Source organism: Streptomyces sp. NPDC026394, from assembly GCF_055567735.1.
This window is the reverse complement of record NZ_JBVHPX010000013.1, coordinates 1-23,193: the sequence shown is the minus strand read 5'-3', so window position 1 is coordinate 23,193 and position 23,193 is coordinate 1. Positions and strand designations below refer to the sequence as shown.

Genomic DNA, 23,193 nt, shown 5'->3' with positions numbered 1-23,193 from the left:
CTCAGCGGGCGGCTACGGACGCTCCTCAGACGTCCGCCCGCGGCTTCTCCAGTGTCCCGGCGACGTTCACGAAGCCCTCCTTCGCCGCCACGAGCTGCCCTTCCCGTACGACCTGGTAGGTCACCAGCGCGTTCACGGTGCGCGGGAAGTCCTGCACCGCGAGCATGTCCTCGGAGCGCCAGCGCAGCTTCGGCGTCAGCCCGCCCGTGTCCACGGCCTGTCCGCCGCGGTCCAGGGCCTGCTGCACGGTGTGGGCCGTGATGTCCTCGACGCCTTCCTTGCCCAGCCGTTCCACGATCGCGCGCAGCACGGTGTAGGCGATCCACGTCGTCTGGACGCCCGGGTCGGCGGGGTCGATGCGGTTGTCGCCGAAGGCGTGGTCGTGGATGACCTTGCGCATCGGGTTCCAGCGCGGGTCGCTCGCGACGGGGTACCAGCCCGTCAGGTACGCGCCCTCCAGCGGCCCGGCCCGGCCGCCCGTACGGTCCACCAGCGCCTGGCCGGCACTGCCCAGCACCGAGGCGATCCGTACCTTCGAGCCGTCGGGCTGGAGCCGGCGGAAGGAGTCGAAGAACGTGTCGGTGCGCTCGCCGAGGGCGGCCGTCACACAGCCGCCGGCGGCCTTGGCGCCGCCCGCCGCGCCCGTTCCGGCCGTGCCGGCGCCGACGCCGTCCAGCGCGCGCCGTGCCGCGTCGGCGTAGTCGGTGCCGTCCTCGGGCGCGCGGACGTCCTTCGCGGCGGCGCGGCTGCCGTCGGCCAGGCCCGCGCTGAGCAGGGCCGGCATCTGGTCGCCCTGGATGGTGTCCGGGCGCACCAGCGAGACCCGTTCGCAGACGCTCGCGAGCTGCCGTCCGTTGCCCGCCAGGAGGGCCGCCTGGCCGCCGTTGACCGGATACGACAGCGGACTGGCGAACTCCTCGTCGGAGACGCCGTAGCCGCCGAGGTAGGGGATGCCGTTCCGCTCCAGGGGCGAGATGAACGAGCGGCCGAACTGGCTGTACGAGCCGACGACCGCGACCGCCTTGGCCTCGACCGCCCGCTGCGCGCAGCCCGCGGCGGCCACCGAGTCGTTGTGGTCGTTGCAGGTGACGACCTTCAGCGGGTGACCGCCGAGGCCGCCCCGGGAGTTGACCCAGCGGGCGTACGCCTCGGCCATCGCGGGCATGCCCGGCATGTTGGTCGCCTTGGTGTCCACCGGGGCCCACGTCATGACGGTGAGCGGCTCCTTCTCCCCGGAGCCTCCCGGGGCGCCGGGGAGGGAGCCGCAGGCCGAGAGCAGTGACGCCAGGACCGCCGTGCAGGCCGTCGCGGCGGTGGCTGCCGCGAGGGCGCGGGGGAAGGGGCGGGGGGAGGAGGGGCGTCGCCGTCCGGTCATGTGCACGGAGCATTCCGCTTCGCCCGGAACGTGTGAGTGACGCCGGAGCAACGGGTGGTGACGGCGCGGTGAACTCCGGGGGGCCGCCAGTGATCATCGGCGGAGAACGTACGATCGAATACTGTGCAAGGTTCGGAGAAGTCTTCCCGTCGCGGCCGTCGCTCGACCACCATGGGCGCCATGCCGCTGACCGACATGCCGTGGTGGCGCTGGCGCAGCAATGTGCGCTCCGCGCTGCACATGCTTTCCGACCCCGTCTTCCAGCGGGAGACCTGGCTGGCCGGTCTCCCGGGGTACGGGGACGTCACCGACGCCGTCTACCGGCTCGTCGAGGACACCTGGCTGGACAACTGGTCCGCCGAGAAGTACGTCGGCACGATCTTCCGCGACTCCCAGGAGGCGTCGCTGGTCGACGTCGCCGTCCTGCGGGTGCTGCGCATCATGCACCAGGTCGGCCCGGACGCCCCGGTGACCGCCTACCTGGAGCACCACGGCTGGCCGGAGGCGGTACGGGCCGCGCGCGACGCGCACGTACGGATGGCGGTGGCGGACGGCGAGGACCCGGACGCGCCGCCGCACTCGCTGGAGGTCCTGGCCATCATGACGCGGGGGCAGGGCGCCCCGGCCTGAGGACGCGGCGCGGGACCCCGCGGCCGAGAGGTTTCGTCCGCTCCCGCCCCCGCCGTCCGTCCCGCCGTGGGACGGACCACGGCCGGGAATGTGCGACCCTATGAGGTCATGAGCGACTCGCAGCCCAGTACCCCCGACCAGTACGTCCTCACCCTCTCCTGCCCGGACAAGCAGGGCATCGTGCACGCGGTGTCCAGCTACCTGTTCATGACCGGTTGCAACATCGAGGACAGCCAGCAGTTCGGGGACCACGACACCGGGCTCTTCTTCATGCGGGTCCACTTCAGCGCGGACGCCACGGTCAGCGTGGAGAAGCTGCGCGCCAGCTTCGCCGCGGTCGGCGACTCCTTCCAGATGGACTGGCAGATCCACCGCGCCGACGAGAAGATGCGCATCGTCCTGATGGTGTCCAAGTTCGGGCACTGCCTCAACGACCTGCTCTTCCGCTCCCGGATCGGCGCGCTGCCGGTCGAGATCGCGGCCGTGGTCTCCAACCACACCGACTTCGCCGAGCTGGCCGGCTCGTACGGCATCCCCTTCCACCACATCCCGGTGACCAAGGACACCAAGGCCGCCGCCGAGGCGCGGTTGCTGGAGCTGGTGCGCGAGGAGAACGTCGAGCTGGTCGTGCTGGCCCGCTACATGCAGGTGCTCTCCGACGACCTGTGCAAGGCGCTGTCCGGGCGGATCATCAACATCCACCACTCCTTCCTGCCGAGCTTCAAGGGCGCCAAGCCCTACCACCAGGCGCACGCGCGCGGCGTGAAGCTCATCGGGGCCACCGCGCACTACGTGACGGCCGACCTCGACGAGGGCCCGATCATCGAGCAGGAGGTCGAGCGCGTCGGTCACGGCGTCACGCCGGACCAGCTCGTGGCGGTCGGCCGGGATGTGGAGTGCCAGGCCCTGGCGCGCGCCGTGCAGTGGCACAGCGAGCGCCGCGTCCTGCTCAACGGCTCGCGCACGGTCGTCTTCGCGTAGCGACCGCTGCCCGTGCCCCCGGCGGGGCACGGGCACGCTCACAGCCGCGAGAGCGACGCCGTGGCGAACAGCACGTCGCGGATCGCCTCCGGCTCGCCGTGCTGCCCGGCGGCCGTCTCCTCCGGCGGCACGTGCCCGGCGGCCAACTGGCAGAACTCCATGCTGTCCAGCGCGATGTGCGCGACCGTGCGGTCCGGCGTGCCGAGGGCGCCCGGCGAGTCCAGGGCTATGTACCAGTGACCGCCGCCGCTGCCCTCGACCTCCAGATGCAGCGTACGGCCGGGCGCGCCCGCCTCGACCAGGCGCTGCGGCGGCGGCGCCAGCCCGGCCCGGCACCGGTAGGCCAGCGCGCGGGGCAGCAGCCGGGCCGCCAGGTCGACCATGAGGTGCAGATGCCCGGCGGCCGGGGCCTCGTACGGATAGTCCACCGCCTCGGCGATGTCACCCGCGTGCACCCAGCACTCGAAGGCGCGGTCCAGGAAGGCGTCGCGCAGCGGCAGCCGGGTGCCCCCGTACGGCACGGCCAGTCCGGTGACGCCGTGGCCGGCGAAGGACACCGTCCGGACCAGGGTGTGGCTCTGGTCGCGCCACGGTCCGCGGGTGGCGTGCGGGGCGCGGCCGTCGGCGATCGCCTGCCAGCAGGCTTCCGTACGGTCGTCGGGACCGGCCGGCCCGTGCGGGGCGGCGGCGCCCAGCGGGTCGCCGAGGCCGAGCGCGGTGGCGACCAGGCCGTCCACGGCCATCAGATGCCCGATGACCCCGGCCACGGTGGTGCGCCGCTCGGCGGGCCGCTCGTCCTCGAACCAGCGCAGCCGCACCGGAGCCTGCCACTCCGCCTCGCCCATGTCGCTGAGCAGCGCGTCCAGCTTGGCGGTCTCGGCGTCGTACGGGGCCGCCCACTCCGGAACGGGGATACGGGCCGGGCGCCGGCCCAGGCAGCCCTCCAGCACCCGCGAGCGCAACAGCGGGTCGAGGTCCAGCGGGTCGGCCGGATGCAGCAGGCCGACCGCGTCCCGCAGGCGCAGCGCCTCGTCCGCGCAGGGCGCGCAGTCCGTGAGGTGCTCCTCCACGGCGGCCGTCTCCTCGGCGGAGCAGGCGGCCAGGGCCCACGCGCCCAGCAGGGACTTCAGGACCCGGTGCGGGGGCGGTGCGGGCGCGGGCCCGGGTGGCGCGAGGGGGTGCGCGGACCCGTTCCCGGCGTCCGCGGGGGCGGTCGCCGGTTCCGGTGATGCGGACTCCGATGATGCGGGCTGCGGTGACGCGGGTGCCGGTGGTTCCGGGGCCGGTGGTTCCGGTGCGTGCGGTCGCGCCGTCGGCGACGGCGCGTCGGGCAGCGGCCCGTCGTCCTCGGCCGCGGTGCGCGGGGACGGTATACGGGGCCGGCCGCCGGAGCGGGACGCGCCGTCGGTGCCGGGGCCCTGCGGGGCGCCCGGATCGTGCGGGACGTGCGGGTCTCCCGGCTCGTGCGGGCCTCCTGGCTCGTGCGGGCCGTGGGGGTCGTCCGGATCGTGCCGGTCCCACTCCTCCGGGCCGTTCACCGCTGCCGTCCGGGTCCGGGGCCGCTCGGCGGGGACTCCGCCGGCCGCGCGGGCGGCAGGGCCTGATGGTTGTGCGCGGTGGACAGCAGTTGCAGGCCCAGCCGCAGCCGCCGCCGGGCCTCGTCCTCGGTGACGCCGAGGTCGGCGGCGGTCTGGCGGTAGTCGCGGCGCTGGAAGTAGGCCAGCTCCAGGGCGGCGCGCAGCGGGGCGGGCATGGACGTGACGATGTAGTCGGCGCGGGCGGCGGTGGAGGCGGCGCGGACCTGGCGCTCCAGCTCGGCGGGCTCGGGAGCGTCCTTGCCGCGGTCCCGGGCCGAGGCGGCCTCGGCCTGCCGCAGCCGGTGCACGGACTGGCGCTGGGCGAGCTGGGCCACCCAGGAGCGCAGCGAGCCCTGCTTGGGGTCGTAGGAGTCGGGGTTCTCCCAGATGTAGCCGAAGACTTCACGGGTGATGCGGTCGGCGGCGGTCTCGCTGCCGAGGACTCGGCGGGCAAGGCTGTGCACAAGCGAAGCGAACCGGTCGTACAGCTCACCGAGCGCGGCCGCCTCGCCGCGCGCCAGCCGCTGCTGCATCCGCCTGTCCCAGCGCGGTGGTGCGTCATGTCCCATCCGGCCCCCATCCCTCGCCGCCGCCGTGCCCCGCACTCCACCGTGCCATCGAATGTAGTGGCCCGGTCCGACATTGATGCCCCTTTGCGGCAAACCCGCCCTGCCGATGACCTACGGATGGTATGGAGACGGTCACTTTTGGTGGTAATGCCCGCTCAGGGTGGATCGAAGCGCAACCGTTCGCGCCCGTATCTGCCGATGTGTTATCCGTGTGTGACCGGTTCCCGGGGAAAGTTCCCCGCTCACTGGGCATAGCCTTGGAGAGGAACGGCCCGTTGCGCACAGAATTCTGAAGAGTTTCAGGGAAGAACGGCCGGGCAGTCGAGGCGGGAAGGGTGCATTCCGGTTGGTACCGGGGAGTGTCCCGTCCGCAAGCGAGCGAAAGGCTTCGAGCGCGTGTCGTTGAAGGTGGCAGAAGGCGAGCAGGGCCGCTGGGCCGTATTGCAGGTCTCCGGCGAGATGGACCTGGTCACGTCGCCGACGGTGCGCCAGCACGTGCACGACGCGGTCGCGGAGGGCCGTCGCAGTGTGGTGCTCGACCTCTCCGAGGTCCAGTTCTGCGACTCCAGCGGCGTCGGCGTGCTGATCGCCGCCCGTCGGCTGATGCGCTCCTGCCAGGGGCGGCTGCGGCTGATCCTGCCCGCGCAGGGCGCGGTGGACGGCTCGCACGTCAACCGGGTGCTCGCGGCGCTCGGCGTGCGCCGCCTCTTCGAGGTCTACCCGGACCTGAGCACGGCCGTCGACGAAGCGGCCGCCCCGCTGTCCGCGTAGTTCCACGAGACCCGCCGGGGCGGGGTCTTCCGGCGACCGCGCCCGGCGATCGATGATGGCGCAGAGTCGCATGTCGATTACTTACCGGGATCAAGTGTCGAGTCGGAGCCCTTCATTTCTGCTCCTGATCATTTCAACTCGCCACAAATCTGGCGGAATCCTCACCCCGCGTCCCGGGGGAATTCCGCCCGTACGAGAAATCCCCCGTCCGCCGTGTGCCCGGCCTCCAGCAGCCCGCCCAGGCTCTGGGCGCGCTCGCGCAGGCCGACCAGGCCGTGGCCGCCGCCCGGCAGCGCCGGGGCCGGTGCGGAGGCGTCCGGCGGCCCGTTGCGCACCTCCACCCGCAGCCCCCGCGGGGCCACCGGCTCCGCTCCCTCGGCGCTCCCCTCCGCCCGCTCCGCCCCCACCGCCGCGACCCGCACCCGTACCCGCGCGCCCGGCGCGTGCTTGCGTACGTTGGTCAGCGCCTCCTGGACGGTCCGGAAGGCGGCCCGTTCCACGGCCTTGGCCCCGGCCGCCCCGTCCGGCACCTCGTGCTCGTACACGACGTCCAGGGCGCTCATCTCGATCAGCCGCGGCAGTTCGGCCAGGTCCGGCTGCGGTGCCAGGTCCCGCGCGTCCGCGCTGCCGCCGCCGGCCGCCCGCAGGATGCCGACCATGTGCCGCAGCTCCTCCAGGGTCCGTACGGACAGCTCACGGATCGTCCGGGCCGACTCCCGCGCGGCGTCCTCCCCGGTGCTCACCTGCACCGCTCCGGCCTGCAGGCTGATCAGGCTGACCTGGTGCGCGACCACGTCGTGCATCTCGCGGGCCAGCCGCGCCCGCTCGGTGGCCAGCACCCGGTCCGCGATCAGCCGGTCCTCGCGGCGCAGGCTGCGGGTCAGGTCGTCGACCCGGGCGGCGAGTTCGCGGCGGGTGCGCACCAGCAGGCCCAGCGCGATGGGTGCGGCCGAGGTCACCGTCGCGTCGATCAGCACCTGCACGTTCTCGCGGTACGCGCCCGGGTCCAGGTCGGAGAGCGGGTACGGGAGGAAGTGCGCGGCGATCAGCAGCGCGGCGCAGCCGCCGAGCCGGGCGCGGCCGGGGCGGAGCGCGGCGAGGGTGTAGAGGGCGATCATCGGCGCGAACCAGATGTAGCCGATGTACAGGCCCGGCAGGGTGACGAGGAAGACGGCGAGCGGCAGCCGGCGCCGCAGCAGCAGCGCGGTGGCGGCGACCAGGGAGACGCCCAACTCCAGTCCCAGGTCCAGACCGTTGACGAGGAAGGCGTCCACCATGGACAGCAGCACCGGCACGACCAGGGGTACGGCCCGGGACGCGGTCCGGGACACGGCCTGGGGCACGGCCCGGCGTATGCCGTCGGTAAGGCCGCCGCGCGCGTTCACCGGGGACCGCCCGCGACGAGGCCCGCGCGGTCCGCGAGGATCGCCGCCTGGACGCGGTTGAGCCCGCCCAGCTTGCCCAGCAGCGCCCGTACGTGGTCCTTGACGGTGCTCGGTGCCAGGCCCATCCGCTCCGCGATCTGCGCGTTGCCCAGGCCCTCGCCGAGCAGGGCCAGCACCTCGGACTCCCGCGGCGTCAGCGCCCCTACGGCGCGGACCGCGGCGGCCTGGTCCTCGGCGGTGAGGAAGCCGCCGATCACGGCGCGGGTGACCCCCGGGTCGAGCACGCTGCCCCCCTCGGCCAGGGTCCGTACGGCCCGGACGAGTTGTTCCGGGTCGGAGTCCTTGAGCAGGAAACCGGCCGCGCCTTCGCGCAGCGCCGCGGTCAGGTACTCCTGCGCGTCGAAGGTCGTCAGCATGGCCACGGCGGGCGGTTCGGGCGCGGCGCGCAGGCCGCGCAGGACGGTCAGCCCGTCCACGTCCGGCATCCGGATGTCGAGCAGTACGACGTCCGCCGCGCTCTCCAGCACGGTGTCCACGGCCTCGCCGCCGCCGCAGTCCGCGACCATCTCGATGTCCGGGGCGGTGCCCAGGATCATCCGCAGCCCGGATCTGACCAGCCGCTCGTCGTCCACCACCGCGACACGGATCACCGGCCGCCCCTCTCTGCATCGCGTCCATGGGCCTGCCCGCCGCACACCGTGGCGACCCCCGCCGGACGGCGGGGGTCGGTGCACGACCTGCGGAGGATGCCGTGAGGTGGCGCCCGCGGGCAGAGTGCCTTTCATGCTGCACCACCGAGGAGGCCACGAGCGGCCGAGGCGGCGCAGCTCACAGTGACGGCCGCCGCGACCCCCACACGTGGCGGCCGTCGCCGTTGAGCGCCCTGGCGGACTTCGACCAGCCACCCGGCAACGTCCCGCTGGACCCGTTCCGTATCCGCGACCGGCCCGGCGTCGCTCACCTCCGGACAACTTCCGCCCCGCCCGTTGCCTCCCGTCACTGGCGCCTCTAGGTTGGCCGCGATCCGCCGCACGCCTGCCCGTTGGGCGCCGCGCGGGCCACCACCCCCTCGGAGCACGGCCCCCCGGGGCACGGCTCGGCATCGCTTCGGAGGCTTCTTCGTGCACAGACCCCGGCGTATCCCCACACCGCCCGGCACCTCCATACGGACGCGCATACGGACCCGGGCGGCCACCCGTCGCCGTACGGGCCTTCGCGTGGCCGCCGCCGCGGCCGGCCTCGCGCTCGTCGGCGGCATGGCGGCCACCGCCCCCGCCGCCGCGTCGGCTTCCCCCGCCGCGTCCGCGCCCCCGCCCGCGGACGCCCGCACCCAGCAGGTCGAGTACTTCACCCCGCAGGGGCACCCCCGGCACACCACCGTCCCGGCCGCCACGCCCGAGAGCCTGGTGAGCGCCCACCGCGCGCGCTCCGCCGCCGAGCTGGCCGCCGACGGCACCGTGACCTCGGTCGTGCGCAACGGCCCCACCGACAAGAAGGTCGACGTCGTCGTCATCGGCGACGGCTACACGCTCGCCCAGCAGAAGGACTTCCACGCCGACGCGAAGGCCAAGTGGGCGCAGGTCTCCGCCGTCGAGCCGTACGCCTCGAACCGCTCGCTGTTCAACGTCTGGACCGTGGACGCCGTCTCCAACCAGTCCGGCGTCTCCGGCGACCCGGCCAAGGGCGTGGTCAAGGACACCGCGCTGGACGCCCGCTTCTGGTGCGACGACATCGAGCGCCTGCTGTGCGTGGACACCGGCAAGGTCGAGTCGTACGCCTCCAAGGCCCCGGACGCCGACCTCGTGATCGTCCTCGGCAACTCCGCCAAGTACGGCGGCGCGGGCTACAACGGCATCACCTCGTCCGTCGGGTACGACGGTATCGCCACCGCCTCCTCCGACCACCGCGACTCCGCGCAGGTGGCGGTCCACGAGACGGGCCACTCCCTCGGGAAGCTGGCCGACGAGTACGTGTACGACACCAACGGCACGTACAGCGGCCCGGAGCCGGCCGCGCCCAACATCACCAAGATGAGCGTCGCGGAGATGAAGGCCAAGAAGGCCAAGTGGTACCGCTACCTCGGCCAGAACTCGCCGGACGGCGGCAAGGTCGGCGCCTTCGAGGGCGGCGGCTACCACCCGCGCGGCCTCAACCGGCCCACCGAGAACTCGATCATGCGGACCCTGGGCCGGGAGTTCAACCTGCCCGGCCGTCAGGCGATGATCGATGGCTTCCACCGCCATACGGGCCGCTGAGCCGGGACTCGTACGCACCATAGGCACTGAACGAGCGGCCGGTCGCCAGGACCACCACCGAGGTCGTGGCGGCCAGTTCGTACGCCGTGATCACCAGCGACGCCGCGCTCTCGCCCGTGACGAACGGGCCGCCGAAGAACCCGGTGACGGTCAGCAGGACCACCGTCCGCACGGTCAGGTACAGCTCGACCGCGGCGAACACCAGGAGCGCGCCGCGCACGTCGCGGTTGCTGCGGACGGCGAGCACGCCGAGCACCAGCAGGACGCTGACCGACGAGAGCGTGGTGAACTCGCCGGACTGCGAGAGCTGGACCATGCCGCCGGTCGCGGAGCCGTCCACCGCCCGGCGCAGATAGGTGCCCAGGCCGATGTGCTCCTCGGCCGTGCTCCATGCCGCCCAGACGAGCCGGGTCGCGCCCATGACGAGGAAGAGCACCCCGCAGATACGGGAGAGCCGGCGCCGCCACCAGGAGTCGGTGTCGGCGCACGACCGTTTTGTCACTCCTGTCCGGGTGTCGCCCTCTCCGGCTGCCCCGCCGCCCGCGGCGGCCCCGGCCGCTCCCGCCCGTTCGGTGGCCCGGAGCAGTGCCACGATCACGATCAGGGCGGCCGGCAGCCCCAGGGCCCGCGTCGCCAGTACCCAGCCGCCGAGCGGCTCCACGGCGTACAACTGCCGGTACCCGGCGTGGCACAGGCCGACGATCTCGCGCACGGACTGGGCGAGGATCACCCAGCCCAGCAGCAGAGCACCCGTACGCGCCACCCGCCGCAGGGCCAGCGCGCCCGCCGCGACCGCCAGCAGCGCGACGACCAGGGCCCATTCGCCGGGCCCGAGCGTCCACATGAAGAAGGAGGCACGCGGGTTGAAGAGCCCCTCGAAGAAGTCCCAGACGCTGCCCTCACCCTGGACGATGCCGTACACCGTCCACGCGGTCAGCGCGCCGCCGTAGACCGCGAGGGCGGCCCCCGCCGTGCGGTACGCGCGCTCGTGCCCGGCCGCCGCCCGCCCGGGGTCGGGACCGGGCCGGACGTCCACCGCACCGCCGTCCTGCATCACCATGTCCGACCCCCGATCCGCCGCGCCGTGCTCAGAGCCCGTGTGCCGCCGACTGCCTTCTTGCCGCTGCCCTGTTGCCTCTGCCGAGTGCTGCTGCCGCCTCACTGTGTCAAGGACGGCGGCAGAGGCGGCGGAGGTTCCCCCGCGTGTGTCGTGCGGCACTGCCGTACGCGGGGTCACCACGCCCCACCGCACACCGTCCGGCCAGGCTTCCCACTCCCTGCCCGCGGGCGCGCTCCGCAATCGTGCACAACCGACCCGTGCGCCTCTCGTCCACCCCGTGTCCCTCCGGACCTCCACCGCCGGCGCCCGGCCGTTGGGGCAAGATGGCCCCATGGGGAGCTTGCGGGGCGAGGGCCGGCTCATCGCCGGCCGCTACCGCCTGGGCGAACGGCTCGGCCGGGGCGGCATGGGAACGGTCTGGCGCGCCACCGACGAGATGCTGCGCCGCCAGGTCGCGGTCAAGGAACTGCACCTGGACGACGGCCCGGCCGGCGCGGACCCGGAGGCGGAGCGGGCGCGCGCGATGCGCGAGGCCCGGTCCGTCGCGCGCATCAAGCACCCGAACGTGATCGTCCTGCACGACGTCGTCGAACAGGACGCGCGCCCCTGGATCGTCATGGAGCTGGTCGACGGCGCCTCCCTCGCCGACCGGCTGGCCGGCGGCGGCCCGCTGGCGCCCCGCGAGGTGGCGCGCATCGGTCTGGCCCTGCTCGGCGCGCTGCGGGTGGCGCACGCGCGCGGCGTCCTGCACCGCGACATCAAGCCCGCCAACGTCCTGCTGGAGGAGGGCACCGGGCGGGTCGTCCTCACCGACTTCGGTGTCGCCCAGCTCCCCGGCAGCCCGACACTGACCGAGGCCGGCGGCTTCGTCGGCTCGCCCGAGTACACCGCGCCCGAGCGGATGGCCGGCCGGCACGCCGGACCGGCGGCGGACCTGTGGTCGGTCGGTGCACTGCTGTGCGCGGCGCTCAGCGGGCGTTCGCCGTTCCACCGCGACTCGCTGGGCGGCGTACTGAGCGCGGTCGTGCAAGACGAGATCGAACTGCCGGAACCGGCCCGCCCCCTCCTCGCCGTGGTCCGCGGCCTGCTGGAACGCGACCCGGACCGGCGGCTGGACATCCCGGGCACCGAACGGCTGTTGCGCGGCTACCTCCAGTCGGGCCGCGCCCCCGAGACACCACCGCCCGCTTCCGCGGCCGCGGCCCCCGGGCGCCCGGCACCCGCGCCGGAACCGGGCCGTGCGCACGGCGTCCCGATACCGGACGCCTTGGCGGACCGCGCGCTGGCCGCCGCGGCCCGCCCGCACACCGGACGCGCGCGCACCGTGTTCCTGGCAGGTCTGGCGGTGTGTGTGCTGGCGGGGGCGGGGGTGGGCCTCGCGGCACTGTTTCTGCGGGACGGGGACCGGGGCGGGGACCCGGACGGCAAGGGCGACGGACGCCGGGCGACGCAGTCTGCATCGCCATCGCCATCGCCATCGCCGCCGTCGCGGTCGCCGTCCCCGTCGCAGGAACGTTCGGGCACCCCTGGTACGGCTGACACCGCCCCACCGGGTTACACCATGGCGCGCGACCCACTCGGTTTCGCTCTCGCCGTCCCCGAAGGCGCCACCCGCTCGTACGAGGCACCCCGCGTCTTCTACTCCTCCGAGGGCAGGCGCTACCGGCTCGGCATCCTCCTCCGGAGACCGTCCCCCGCCGGGCCGCTGGACGCGATGCGCCGGGCCCACGCGGACGGCCCCGGCCTCTACCCCGGGTACCGCGACGGCACGGTCTCGCCCGCCACACACCGCGGCCTGCCCGCCGCCCGGTGGGAGTTCACCTGGGACGGCGGTCCGGAGGACGGCGGGCCCCGGCACACCTTCGACCTCGTCTGGGAGGAGGGCGGCAGGACGTACGACGTGTGGGTCTCGGCACCACTGGCCGAACGCGAGCGGGCGAAACGCCACTTCACGGTGGCCCTGCGGACGTTTCACCCGGTAGGCGCCGGCTCTCCGGCACGGTGACGGGGAGCTTCGCCGGCCGGCCCCGGCCTCTGCCGCACCGTTCGCCGCACCGCCCGGGGACCGCCCGAGTGCCACTCGCGCACCGTCCCCCGTTCCGCCCCGCCCCCCCGTAAGCCCCCAGCACAGCGCCCTTGTGGCCAGTGAATACTGGCGTGATTGTGCCCACCGCGGGAAAACTCGTTACCGGTGGGTACCCAAAGCGTCCGGCGCGTCATACGCTCGCCCGCATGACGGACTCGCAGGACACCGGAACCCGCTCCTCCGCACCCGTCGGCGCCGGGCCCGCCGCCGACCGGGACGCGCCCGCCGGCGGCAACCCCGTCGCCCGCGCCGCCGCCGGCACCCGGACCGCCGCCGACGTGGTCACCCCGCACCTGGTCACCCGCCTCACCCGCGGCGTGACCGGCACCGGCCGTACCGCCAACCACACGCCGTTCACCGGCGAGAAGCTGGCGGACCTGCCCGAGTCCACACCCGAGGACGTCGCCACCGCCTTCGAGCGGGCCCGCACCGCCCAGCGCGCCTGGGCCGAGGTCCCCGTACGGCAGCGCGCCGCCGTCCTGCTGCGCTTCCACGACCTGGTGCTCCGCCGCCAGGCCGAGGTGCTGGACCTGATCCAGTTGGAGACCGGCAAGGCCCGGCTGCACGCCCACGAGGAGATCCAGGCCGTCGCCATCGCGGCCCGCCACTACGGCCGCAAGGCACCGGCGTACCTGCGCCCCCGGAGCCGCACCGGTGTCGTACCGACCCTCACCAAGGTCACCGAACTGCGGCAGCCGCGTGGCGTCGTGGGGCAGATCGCGCCCTGGAACTACCCCTTCGAACTGTCCGTCGGTGACGCGCTGCCCGCCTTCGCCGCCGGCAACGCCGTCGTCATGAAGCCCGACACGGAGACCGCGCTGACCGCCCTGTGGGCCCGCGAGCAGCTCATCGAGGCCGGGCTGCCCCCGGAGGTCTGGCAGGTCGTCCTCGGCGACGGCCCGGTCGTCGGCCCCGAGGTCGTCCGGCACGCCGACTACGTCTCCTTCACCGGCTCCACCCGCACCGGCCGCGAGGTCGCCCAGGGCGCCGCCGCCCGCCTGGTCGGCGTCTCCCTTGAACTCGGCGGCAAGAACGCCATGCTGGTGCTGGACGACGCCGACGTCGACAAGGCCGCGGCGGGCGCCGTACGCGGCTGCTTCTCCTCCGCCGGCCAGCTCTGCATCTCCATAGAGCGGCTGTACGTCCACGCGTCCATAGCCGACGCCTTCATGGAGCGCTTCGCCGCCCGCACGAAGGCGATGCGCCTGGGCAACGCCCTCGCCTACGGCGCCGACATGGGCTCGCTGGTCGGCGAACGCCAGTTGGAGACCGTCACCCGGCACGTGGACGAGGCCGTCGCCAAGGGCGCCACCCTGGTCGCCGGCGGCCGCGCCCGCCCGGACATCGGTCCGCTGTTCTACGAGCCCACCATCCTCGACGGCGTCGAGTCCCCGATGGCCGTGTGCGAGGAGGAGACCTTCGGGCCGGTCGTCTCGGTCTACCGGTTCACCGACGAGGACGACGCCGTGGCGCGCGCCAACGCCACGCCGTACGGCCTGAACTCCAGCGTCTGGACCAGGGACGGCCGCCGCGGCCGCGCCGTCGCCGCCCGGCTGCGCACCGGCACCGTCAACGTCAACGAGGCGTACGCCGCGGCCTACGGCAGCGTCCAGTCCCCGATGGGCGGCATGGGCGACTCCGGCCTCGGCCGCCGCCACGGCTCCGAGGGCATCCTGAAGTACACCGAGGCGCAGACCGTCGCCCACCAGCGCCTCATGCCGCTCGCCCCGTCGTTCGGCATGGACGACGAGAAGTACGCGGCGCTCATGACCCGCAGCCTGCGCGCGATGAAGGCGTTCCGCCTCCGCTGAGACACGGGCGTCGCGACGCCGCGGAGCGCCGGCAGAAGCGCCCCAGGACCCGCCGAGATCGAGGGAGTGCCAGTGCCCCAGCACCACCATGCCCCACACCGGCCCGGACCGGCCGAGGACGGGCACGCCTACGACTACGACGTACTCGTCATCGGCTCGGGCTTCGGCGGCTCCGTCTCCGCGCTCCGCCTGACCGAGAAGGGCTACCGCGTCGGCGTCCTGGAGGCCGGGCGCCGCTTCACCCGCGCCACGCTGCCCAAGAACTCGTGGGACCTGAAGAACTACCTCTGGGCGCCCGCCCTCGGCTGCTACGGCATCCAGCGCGTGCACCTGCTCGGCAACGTCATGGTCCTGGCGGGCGCCGGGGTCGGCGGTGGCTCGCTGAACTACGCCAACACCCTCTACGTACCGCCGAAACAGTTCTTCGCCGACCAGCAGTGGGGGCACATCACCGACTGGCAGGACGAGCTGAAGCCGTACTACGACCAGGCGCAGCGGATGCTCGGCGTCCGCCTCAACCCGACCATGACGCCCTCGGACGTCCACCTCAAGGCCACCGCCGAGAAGATGGGCGTCGGCGACTCCTTCCACATGGCGCCGGTCGGCGTCTTCTTCGGCGACGGCCAGGACACCGACGGTACGGCGAAGGCCGCCCCCGGCACCGAGGTCCCCGACCCGTACTTCGGCGGCGCGGGCCCCGCCCGCACCGCGTGCACCGAATGCGGCGAGTGCATGACCGGCTGCCGGCACGGCGCCAAGAACACCCTCAACGAGAACTACCTCCACCTCGCCGAGCAGGCCGGCGCCGTCATCCACCCGATGACGTCCGTGGTCACCGTCACCGAGGACTCCCGCGGCGGCTTCGCCGTCGGCACGCTGCCCACCGACGACAAGCGCAAGGGCAAGGGCCGCACGTTCACCGCCCGCCGGGTGGTCCTCGCCGCCGGTACGTACGGTACGCAGACGCTCCTGCACCGGATGAAGGACAGCGGCCTGCTGCCCCGGATCTCCGGCCGGCTCGGCGAGCTGACCCGCACCAACTCCGAGGCGCTGGTCGGCGCGCAGACCGACGACCGCCGCTACCGCAGGGCACACGGCGCGCCGAAGGCCGACTTCACCCGCGGCGTCGCGATCACCTCGTCCATCCACCCGAACGACAGCACCCACATCGAGCCGGTCCGTTACGGCAAGGGCTCCAACGCGATGGGCAGCCTGTCCGTCCTCCAGGTGCCGATCGTCACCCGCGCGCCCCGCGCCCTGGCCTGGGCGGCCAACTGCGTACGCCACCCGCTCCTGCTGCTGCGCTCCCTGTCCAACCGCCGCTGGTCCGAGCGGACCATCATCGGCCTGGTCATGCAGTCGCTGGACAACTCCCTGACCACGTACCGCAAGCCGGGCGGACTCGGCAAAGGGCTGCTCACCGCGCGTCAGGGCCACGGCGCGCCCAACCCGCAGCAGATCCCCGAGGCCACCGAAGCGGCCACCCTGCTCGCCCAGGAGATCAACGGCTTCGCGGGCAGCAACGTCGGCGAGCTGATGGGCACCCCGCTGACCGCCCACTTCCTGGGCGGCTGCCCGATCGGCGAGGACGCGGACCACGGCGTGCTCGACCCGTACCACCGGCTGTACGGGCACCCCGGCATCTCGGTGGTCGACGGCTCGGCGGTCTCCGCCAACCTCGGTGTCAACCCGTCACTGACCATCACCGCCCAGGCCGAACGCGCCATGTCCTTCTGGCCGAACAAGGGCGAGGCGGACCCCCGCCCCGCGCCGGGCCGGGCCTATCAGCGGCTGTCGGCGGTGGCGCCGCACCGCCCGGCCGTGCCGGAGAAGGCGTTCGCGGCGCTGCGGCTGCCCCTGCTGCCCGTACCGGCGGTCCCGCCGAAGTCGCAGGTCACGGCTCCGGCGGAGAGCTGATCCGGGGCGCGTCCCGTCCCGGCTTCCGGGCTCAGGACGCGTCGGCGCCCTTGCGGCGGCGTACGGCGAACACCGCCCCCGCACCGAGGGCGACCGCCGCCGCACCCGACAGCGTGAGGCCCGGGAGCCCGGAGGACGCGCCGGTCTCGGCCAGCTTGCCGGTGACCGGCAGTTGGGCCTGCTGCTTCACGCCGCCGTGCGGCGCCGGGTGGTTGGGGCGGGTGCCGGGCCGCCCCTTGGAGTCCGGTACGTGGGGCGGCCGGGTGCTGCCGGCGGGCAGGATGTCGAACGGGTGGTCCGCGGCGTCCGAAGAGCCGCAGTTCAGGTCCGCGTTCAGGTACCAGCCGACGCTGACCGCGCCGCCGTAGCCGGCGGGGGTCTTCGCGTCGGCCTTCAACCGCAGCTTCGCCTCCGCGTACTCCCCGGGGCGCAGGCCGTCGGCACCGGCGATCGAGGCGAAGTAGCCGTCGCCTTCCTCGGAGCCCGCGACCGGCTTCCACCGGCCCGTCGCCGCGTCGAACCATTCGAGCGTCAGGTGCTCGGAGAGATCGTCGGAGGTCTTGTTGTCCAGGGCGAAGACCTGCGTGTACGCCTGTACGGACAGGATGTGCTCGGTGGAGGTGTTGGTGGCGCGGTAGGTGAAGTCCACCCATCCGGCCCCGGCGACGATCTTGCCGGGCAGGCCGCGGAGTTCGGCCTTGACCGACCGCTCGCTCGACCAGTCCTTGCACTCCGGGGTCGCGGAGGGCGTGGTCGGCGTGCCCGGCTCCGCGTTCTTCCCGGGGGCCACGCCCTTGGGCGGAGCCGGCGCAGCGGTCTTCGTCCCGCCCCCGCTCTGCGGCGGCCTGCCGCTCTCGCCGGGCGCGGGGGAGCCGGAGGTCTCGGTCGCGCCGGGCGTCGGTGTCGCCGTCGCGGTCGGTGTGGCGGTCGGTGTGGCGGTGGCCGTCGAGGCCCGCTCGGGCGTCTCGGTGGCGTACGCGGCGGGGGCCGCCAGCAGGGCGGCAGGGACTATGGCGGCCGTTGCGGTGACGGCGGCCAGGGCGCGGCGGAGTTGCATCGTGAAGACCTCTCGGAGCCGAAGTGCCGTGATCACGGCACCGGTTCGGGGTGGGCCGTCGCGGTGGGGCGCGGGATGGCCGGGCGATTGCAGATACTGACCGGCCGTGCGCGGAAAAGGTTGCACGGTCCGGCCTGAGCGCCGGAAGTTACGCCGGTGTCGCTCCGTAGTGCCCCGCATCCCGCCATAGCGAAGGGCCCCGGGACGCCGCCCGCGAGGGGGGTGCGGACGGCCGCGGGGCCCTTGGCTTTCGGCGCCGGCGTCAGGGCAGCGTCGGCGCCGAGGGGGCGGCGCCGGGGGGGGGGATGGCGCCGCTGGCTCTCAAGTTGTCCCGGGGGTGGGCACCCCCGCGCTCGCGGCCTCGGCCGCCTGCCGGCGCCGGTGGCTCCGGCGTCCGTGACGCCGTCGGCGGTCCGGACCGCCGACGGGTGCCGTCTCCCGTTCGGGGCACGGCGTGCCGCTTTCACGGCCCCGCTTCGGGCACGGTGTGCCGCTCTTGTGCATCGTGCTGGACGCGCCTCACCCGGCGCAACCGTTTCGACCGGATGCGGTCGGCCCCGGGCGTCCCCAGGACCGACCGCCCCATCGGATGTGACCGGGCTGCTGTCCCCTGCTGACCGGCCACAGCACCGTAGCGAGGTCCCACGACGCGGACCGCTCCAAGTCGGTCGGCGTCTCATCGCTCCGGTGGATCCGCCCACGGGCGGCGTCTACGCGTAGTCCTGCAGACCGCACCTGGCTGGCGTGGCATCCGGAACAACGAAGTTCGGCGGGGGCCGGTCACGGCGCCGTACGGGTGAGTCGCCGCCCACGGGTCGGATTCGGCTGCGGACGCCGCGGCCCCGGCCCTGGACGCCCGCGGCCCGGACCGGCCGCGGACCCGGCCCCGGACGGCCGCGGACTCAGATCCGGCCGCGGCACAGCTCCAGCAGCGTCATCGCGAGGGCGGTGCCGGGCCGGCCGAGCTGCCCCCGGTAGTGCTCCAGCACCTCCATCTCGCGCGACAGGTTCACCCGGCGCCCGCCGGAGCCGATGCGCTCGCGCTGGATCACGGCCGAGACGGCCATGCGTTCCTGCACGAGGCCGATGATCCGGCCGTCGAGATCGTCGATCCGCTCCCGGGCGTCCGTGATCACTCCGGCCGCCGCCTCGGTGCGCGCGCCGGTGTCGGGCTTCACCGTGGCCCTGCCCGTGGCCCGGCCCGCGGCCGTGGTCTCGGGAAGCGTCGCCGGGTCCGTGACCGCCTGGATACCGCTCATGTCCGTCACTCCTACGGATCATGACCCCACAGTCGCCGTCCGCACCGCCTACGGGCCCGCCGCCCGCGGAAAAACCGAGCGCCCCGGGCCTGTACCGGCCCGGGGCGCCTGGGAAGTCGCTCGTCAGTTGATCAAGCAGCACGACCATGGCAGCCGGACGGGCCGGTGCCATAGGTAAAGACGAAGGTCAGCTGCTTGTACATGGCGCTCAGTATGAGCCCGTTAGAATCGAAAGTCCAACCCCTGCACCACACCGCCGGAAGGCCGCCGAAGTGCCATCAGCGTCACCTGCTGCCGCCCCCGACGTCGTCCTGGTGGTCGACTTCGGCGCGCAGTACGCCCAGCTCATCGCCCGCCGCGTACGCGAGGCCCGGGTCTACAGCGAGATCGTCCCGTCCACCATGCCGGTGGCCGAGATGCTCGCCAAGAACCCCAAGGCGATCATCCTCTCCGGCGGCCCGTCGTCGGTCTACGCCGAGGACGCGCCCAGCCTGGACCGTTCCCTGTTCGAGGCCGGCGTCCCGGTCTTCGGCATGTGCTACGGCTTCCAGCTCATGGCCACCACCCTCGGCGGCACGGTCGACAACACCGGCGCCCGTGAGTACGGCCGTACCGACCTGCACGTCTCCAAGAACGCCTCGACCCTCTTCGAGGGCACCCCGGCCGAGCAGCCCGTGTGGATGTCGCACGGCGACGCCTGCTCCGCCGCGCCCGAGGGCTTCACCGTCACGGCCTCCACCGACATGGTCCCGGTCGCCGCCTTCGAGAACGACGAGAAGAAGCTGTACGGCGTGCAGTACCACCCCGAGGTGATGCACTCCACGCACGGCCAGCAGGTCCTGGAGCACTTCCTCTACCGGGGAGCGGGCATCGAGCCGGTGTGGACCACCACCAACGTCGTCGACGAGCAGGTCGCGGCCATCCGTGAGCAGGTCGGCAGCGCGCGGGCGATCTGCGGTCTGTCCGGCGGCGTGGACTCCGCGGTGGCCGCCGCCCTCGTCCAGAAGGCCATCGGCGACCAGCTCACCTGCGTCTACGTCGACCACGGCCTGATGCGCAAGGGCGAGACCGAGCAGGTCGAGAAGGACTTCGTGGCCGCCACCGGTGTCCAGCTCAAGGTCGTCGACGCCTCCGAGCGCTTCCTGAAGGCGCTGGCCGGCGTCTCCGACCCGGAGCAGAAGCGGAAGATCATCGGCCGCGAGTTCATCCGGGTCTTCGAGCAGGCCCAGGCGGAGATCGTCGCCGAGTCCGGCGCGGCCGGCGAGCCCGTGAAGTTCCTGGTCCAGGGCACGCTGTACCCGGACATCGTGGAGTCCGGCGGCGGCACCGGCACCGCGAACATCAAGTCCCACCACAACGTCGGCGGCCTCCCCGAGGACCTGGAGTTCGAGCTCATCGAGCCGCTCCGCCAGCTCTTCAAGGACGAGGTCCGCGCGGTCGGCGCCGAGCTGGGCCTGCCGGACGAGATCGTCCAGCGCCAGCCCTTCCCCGGTCCCGGCCTGGGCATCCGCATCGTCGGCGAGGTCACCAAGGAGCGCCTGGACCTCCTCCGCGAGGCCGACGCCATCGCCCGCGAGGAGCTGACCGCGGCCGGCCTGGACCGCGAGATCTGGCAGTGCCCGGTGGTCCTCCTCGCCGACGTCCGCTCCGTCGGCGTCCAGGGCGACGGCCGTTCCTACGGTCACCCGATCGTGCTGCGCCCGGTCTCCTCCGAGGACGCGATGACCGCGGACTGGACCCGCATGCCGTACGACGTCCTGGCCCGCATCTCCACCCGCATCACCAACGAGGTCGCCGACGTCAACCGCGTCGTCCTCGACGTGACCAGCAAGCCCCCGGGCACCATCGAGTGGGAGTGACCCCCTCGTAGGTCCCCGCACCAGGTCAACGCCGCAGCCGTCGCTCAGCAGTTTGAGCGGCGGCTGCGGCGTTCTTGGTGGGTACGCTGGCCGTACGGCCCAGAATCCCGTCCATGGGAGGACTCATGACCGCTGAGATCGCGCACCACTGGCCCGTGCCCCCGCCAGACGGTTACACCGTGGACGACCTGCTGACCCTGCCTGACCTCCCGCCGCATACGGAATTGCTCGACGGGAGCTTGGTGTTTGTGAGCCCACAGAGGTTTTTTCACAGCGTCGTGATCGATTCGTTGGTCAGCGGGCTGCGACGCACGGCGCCGCCAGAACTGACGGTCGCGCGCGAAATGACTGTGTTGATCGACGAACGCAACGGCCCCGAACCGGACATCACGGTAGTGCGGACCGCAGCGGTGCGTCACTCGGACCAGACGCATTTTCAGGTGCGGGACGTCCTGCTCGCCGTCGAAGTCGTTTCTCCGGAATCCGAGGCACGGGACCGCGACACCAAGCCGCACAAATATGCAAAGGCGGGTATCACGCACTTCTGGCGGGTCGAAAAGGCCGGGCCCGGTGGCCACCCCGTCGTGCAGGTCTTCGAGCTGGACGAGGAAACCCGCACTTACCGCTCCGTGCACACCTTCCGGGAGCAGGTAAAGCTGGGCGCCCCCTTCGACATCGACATCGACCTCACCGCGATCGTCCTCCCGTGAGCGTTGACGTGTGCCGGTGACACTCCCACCCGTTTCCGCATGACGGTAGAGGAGATCCGGCAGGCGAAAAAGGTGGAAGTGTCGCGCGATGGGCACCATCGGCTGCATCGGCCTCGGCATCATGGGCAGCCCGATGGCGGTCAACCTCGCCAAGGCCGGACACACAGTGGCCGGCTGGAACCGCAGCAGTCGCCGTCGGCTCAGCACGCGTCCGGGGTGTGCGCGCCGTAGCGGAGGCCGTCGACGAGGAGGGTGACCATCTGCTGGGTGGGGTCGTCGTCCTCGGCGGCGGGCAGGGTCAGGTTGGCCACGGCGCGCAGCAGGTCCTCGGGGTCCAGGTCCAGGTCGGAGCGGATGTGCCCGGCGCTCGCCGCGGCGTCGAGAAGAGCGCTGAGGACGGGCACGAAGCGCTCCTGGAAGTAGCCGGGCAGGCTGTCGAAGGCCGGGTCTCCCGAGTGGAGCGCGGAGCTGAGGCCGCGCTTCGTGGCGATGAAGCCCGCGAAGCGCTGGAGCCAGCGGGCGAGCGCGTCGACCGGTCCGTACTCGGCCATGAGGGACGGGGCCGCGTCGGCGCAGGCGTCGACCTCGTGGCGGAAGACCGCGGCGATCAGGTCGGCGCGCTGCGGGAAGTGGCGGTAGAGGGTGCCGGCGCCCACGCCTGCCTTGGCGGTGATCTGCCGTACGGGGGCGTCGACTCCCGAGGTGGCGAAGACGTCGGCGGCGGCGGTGAGCAGGGCGTCGGTGCTGCGCTGCGCGTCGGCGCGTACGCGCTTGGCGGGGCTCGCGGCCGGGGTGTCCGCGCCGGTCTGCTGCCGCGGGTCCTCGCTCATGAGCCTCCTCCGCCCCTGGAACACCGTTCCGTTTACGTCGGCGTCAGCGTAGCGCGGACGTCGGGAACCGGCCATGGGCGCCCTGCGTCAATGCCCCACCCACCTCACTGGAGCCAGAACCGCGTCCGCTCCAGCCACACGTCGAGCAGTTTCCGGTCGCCGATGGTCTCCACGCCCCCGGCGACGGCGGGCCGCCCGTAGAGGAAGAGCACCAGGTCGGTGACGGTGCCGCGGACGGCGACCGCGGCCTTCTCGTGGGTGGGGCGCCAGACGGGGGCCTCGCCGGTGAGGTCGACGAACCACTCCGCCTCGGTGTCCGTGGCGTGGAAGTGCAGCGTACGGCCGGGCCCGAGCAGGACGGGTGCGCCGGGCTGTTCCTCGGCGATCTCCTCGACGGCGTGGAATCCCATCCATTCGTCGAGGGCGTCGCGCGCCACGTCCGCGTCGAGGACGTACTCCCGGCCGGCGGCGAGAGCGGCGTCGGCCCGGTGGAGGGCGGTCTCGTGGGTCATCCGGCGGGCCCAGAAGGCGGGGGTGCCGCCGGGCGCCACGGTCCACACCGGCACGTCGGGACCGGCGGCCCGCAGGGTGTCCGACAGCCGGGCGGCGCCCTCGGCGAGTACGGCGCCCAGCGCGGCCGGGTCCTCGTCGGCGAGCTTCGGGGTCTCGTTGACCAGTTCGTCGGAGACGGGCTCCGTAGCCCGGGTGCCGACGATCGTCTCGACCCAGCGGTGGGCGCCGTTGACGTGGCGGATCAACTGGCCGAGGTTCCAGCCGGGGCAGGTCGGCACGGTGGCCGCCGGGTCGGTGTTCTTGACGGTGGACCGCAGTTGGTCGGCCTGGTGGACGATTTCGGCGCAGTAGCGGTCGTAACTCAGGGGAGTACCGGTCGTGGCAGCCATGGGGGGCACGGTAGTGGCCCTGCCCGCCGCTTCCGTAGTGAATTTCCGTGGCGGCGGGCCGGGCGGTGCGGCAGTGCGGTGGGGTCAGCCGATGGGGTTGACGAAGGTGGCGGGGTGGGTGGCGCTGCGCTGGTCGACGAGGGGGCCCCAGGGCCATTT

General features: G+C 73.2%; 20 protein-coding genes. 10 read left to right on the top strand and 10 right to left on the bottom strand.

Annotated elements, in window-relative coordinates:
• Window positions 1-25: 25 nt before the first annotated feature.
• Window positions 26-1,375 (bottom strand): ABC transporter substrate-binding protein, encoded by a 1,350-nt coding sequence (locus ACZ4QV_RS26810; RefSeq protein WP_361585034.1) that lies wholly within the window; start codon window positions 1,373-1,375, stop codon window positions 26-28.
• Between the two features lie 180 nt (window positions 1,376-1,555).
• Between ACZ4QV_RS26810 and ACZ4QV_RS26805 the strand changes: the two genes are divergently transcribed.
• Complete coding sequence (locus ACZ4QV_RS26805) at window positions 1,556-2,005, top strand: SCO4402 family protein (RefSeq protein WP_467763510.1); 450 nt, start codon at window positions 1,556-1,558, stop codon at window positions 2,003-2,005.
• Between the two features lie 108 nt (window positions 2,006-2,113).
• On the top strand, window positions 2,114-2,986 hold the full coding sequence (purU, locus tag ACZ4QV_RS26800) for a formyltetrahydrofolate deformylase (protein ID WP_361156859.1): 873 nt from the start codon (window positions 2,114-2,116) through the stop codon (window positions 2,984-2,986).
• A gap of 38 nt (window positions 2,987-3,024) precedes the next feature.
• Here purU and ACZ4QV_RS26795 read toward each other — a convergent pair whose 3' ends face one another.
• Both ACZ4QV_RS26795 and ACZ4QV_RS26790 read right to left on the bottom strand, forming a co-directional pair.
• Entirely contained in the window at window positions 3,025-4,524 is a 1,500-nt protein-coding gene (locus ACZ4QV_RS26795) for a zf-HC2 domain-containing protein (RefSeq protein WP_467763509.1), read from the bottom strand.
• Window positions 4,521-5,132: a sigma-70 family RNA polymerase sigma factor gene (locus ACZ4QV_RS26790; RefSeq protein WP_361156857.1), complete on the bottom strand. Its 612-nt coding sequence runs from the start codon at window positions 5,130-5,132 to the stop codon at window positions 4,521-4,523. Before ACZ4QV_RS26790 ends, ACZ4QV_RS26795 begins: the two co-directional genes overlap by 4 nt.
• A 396-nt stretch (window positions 5,133-5,528) precedes the next feature.
• Here ACZ4QV_RS26790 and ACZ4QV_RS26785 point away from each other — a divergent pair, with 396 nt between their 5' ends.
• Window positions 5,529-5,903, top strand: coding sequence for an STAS domain-containing protein (locus ACZ4QV_RS26785; protein ID WP_031001764.1), 375 nt, complete (start codon window positions 5,529-5,531; stop codon window positions 5,901-5,903).
• A 161-nt stretch (window positions 5,904-6,064) separates the two neighbouring features.
• Here the strand turns inward: ACZ4QV_RS26785 and ACZ4QV_RS26780 are convergent, their stop codons facing one another.
• A complete protein-coding gene (locus ACZ4QV_RS26780) occupies window positions 6,065-7,180 on the bottom strand; it encodes a sensor histidine kinase (protein ID WP_361585322.1) in 1,116 nt (371 codons plus the stop codon).
• A 104-nt stretch (window positions 7,181-7,284) separates the two neighbouring features.
• Window positions 7,285-7,938: a response regulator transcription factor gene (locus ACZ4QV_RS26775; RefSeq protein WP_361585029.1), complete on the bottom strand. Its 654-nt coding sequence runs from the start codon at window positions 7,936-7,938 to the stop codon at window positions 7,285-7,287.
• A 567-nt stretch (window positions 7,939-8,505) separates the two neighbouring features.
• Between ACZ4QV_RS26775 and ACZ4QV_RS26770 the strand changes: the two genes are divergently transcribed.
• On the top strand, window positions 8,506-9,543 hold the full coding sequence (locus ACZ4QV_RS26770) for a M64 family metallopeptidase (RefSeq protein ID WP_361585026.1): 1,038 nt from the start codon (window positions 8,506-8,508) through the stop codon (window positions 9,541-9,543).
• On the opposite strand, the gene ACZ4QV_RS26765 is transcribed toward ACZ4QV_RS26770, so the two are convergent.
• Complete coding sequence (locus ACZ4QV_RS26765) at window positions 9,485-10,603, bottom strand: hypothetical protein (RefSeq protein ID WP_467763508.1); 1,119 nt, start codon at window positions 10,601-10,603, stop codon at window positions 9,485-9,487. The genes ACZ4QV_RS26770 and ACZ4QV_RS26765 overlap by 59 nt on opposite strands.
• 331 nt (window positions 10,604-10,934) lie before the next feature.
• Between ACZ4QV_RS26765 and ACZ4QV_RS26760 the strand changes: the two genes are divergently transcribed.
• From ACZ4QV_RS26760 to ACZ4QV_RS26750, 3 genes are all read left to right on the top strand, one after another.
• A complete protein-coding gene (locus ACZ4QV_RS26760; protein ID WP_467763507.1) occupies window positions 10,935-12,608 on the top strand; it encodes a serine/threonine-protein kinase in 1,674 nt (557 codons plus the stop codon).
• Between the two features lie 227 nt (window positions 12,609-12,835).
• Complete coding sequence (locus tag ACZ4QV_RS26755; RefSeq protein WP_361156843.1) at window positions 12,836-14,500, top strand: succinic semialdehyde dehydrogenase; 1,665 nt, start codon at window positions 12,836-12,838, stop codon at window positions 14,498-14,500.
• Between the two features lie 72 nt (window positions 14,501-14,572).
• Window positions 14,573-16,417, top strand: coding sequence for a GMC family oxidoreductase (locus tag ACZ4QV_RS26750; protein WP_361585017.1), 1,845 nt, complete (start codon window positions 14,573-14,575; stop codon window positions 16,415-16,417).
• Window positions 16,418-16,448: 31 nt separating this feature from the next.
• Here the strand turns inward: ACZ4QV_RS26750 and ACZ4QV_RS26745 are convergent, their stop codons facing one another.
• Both ACZ4QV_RS26745 and ACZ4QV_RS26740 read right to left on the bottom strand, forming a co-directional pair.
• The gene (locus ACZ4QV_RS26745) at window positions 16,449-17,474 is read right to left on the bottom strand and encodes an LPXTG cell wall anchor domain-containing protein (protein WP_361585014.1); all 1,026 of its coding nucleotides are present in this window, start codon (window positions 17,472-17,474) and stop codon (window positions 16,449-16,451) included.
• A gap of 902 nt (window positions 17,475-18,376) precedes the next feature.
• On the bottom strand, window positions 18,377-18,733 hold the full coding sequence (locus ACZ4QV_RS26740; protein ID WP_467763506.1) for a chorismate mutase: 357 nt from the start codon (window positions 18,731-18,733) through the stop codon (window positions 18,377-18,379).
• Window positions 18,734-19,005: 272 nt separating this feature from the next.
• Here ACZ4QV_RS26740 and guaA point away from each other — a divergent pair, with 272 nt between their 5' ends.
• From guaA to ACZ4QV_RS26725, 3 genes are all read left to right on the top strand, one after another.
• A complete protein-coding gene (gene guaA, locus ACZ4QV_RS26735) occupies window positions 19,006-20,592 on the top strand; it encodes a glutamine-hydrolyzing GMP synthase (RefSeq protein ID WP_361156835.1) in 1,587 nt (528 codons plus the stop codon).
• A 125-nt stretch (window positions 20,593-20,717) separates the two neighbouring features.
• The gene (locus ACZ4QV_RS26730) at window positions 20,718-21,302 is read left to right on the top strand and encodes a Uma2 family endonuclease (RefSeq protein ID WP_361156832.1); all 585 of its coding nucleotides are present in this window, start codon (window positions 20,718-20,720) and stop codon (window positions 21,300-21,302) included.
• 88 nt (window positions 21,303-21,390) lie between these two features.
• Entirely contained in the window at window positions 21,391-21,558 is a 168-nt protein-coding gene (locus ACZ4QV_RS26725; protein ID WP_361156829.1) for an NAD(P)-binding domain-containing protein, read from the top strand.
• Here the strand turns inward: ACZ4QV_RS26725 and ACZ4QV_RS26720 are convergent.
• Both ACZ4QV_RS26720 and ACZ4QV_RS26715 read right to left on the bottom strand, forming a co-directional pair.
• On the bottom strand, window positions 21,503-22,132 hold the full coding sequence (locus ACZ4QV_RS26720) for a TetR/AcrR family transcriptional regulator (RefSeq protein ID WP_361585006.1): 630 nt from the start codon (window positions 22,130-22,132) through the stop codon (window positions 21,503-21,505). The two genes, ACZ4QV_RS26725 and ACZ4QV_RS26720, sit on opposite strands and share 56 nt — an antisense overlap.
• 104 nt (window positions 22,133-22,236) lie before the next feature.
• On the bottom strand, window positions 22,237-23,034 hold the full coding sequence (locus ACZ4QV_RS26715) for a maleylpyruvate isomerase family mycothiol-dependent enzyme (RefSeq protein WP_361585003.1): 798 nt from the start codon (window positions 23,032-23,034) through the stop codon (window positions 22,237-22,239).
• Between the last annotated feature and the right edge of the window lie 159 nt (window positions 23,035-23,193).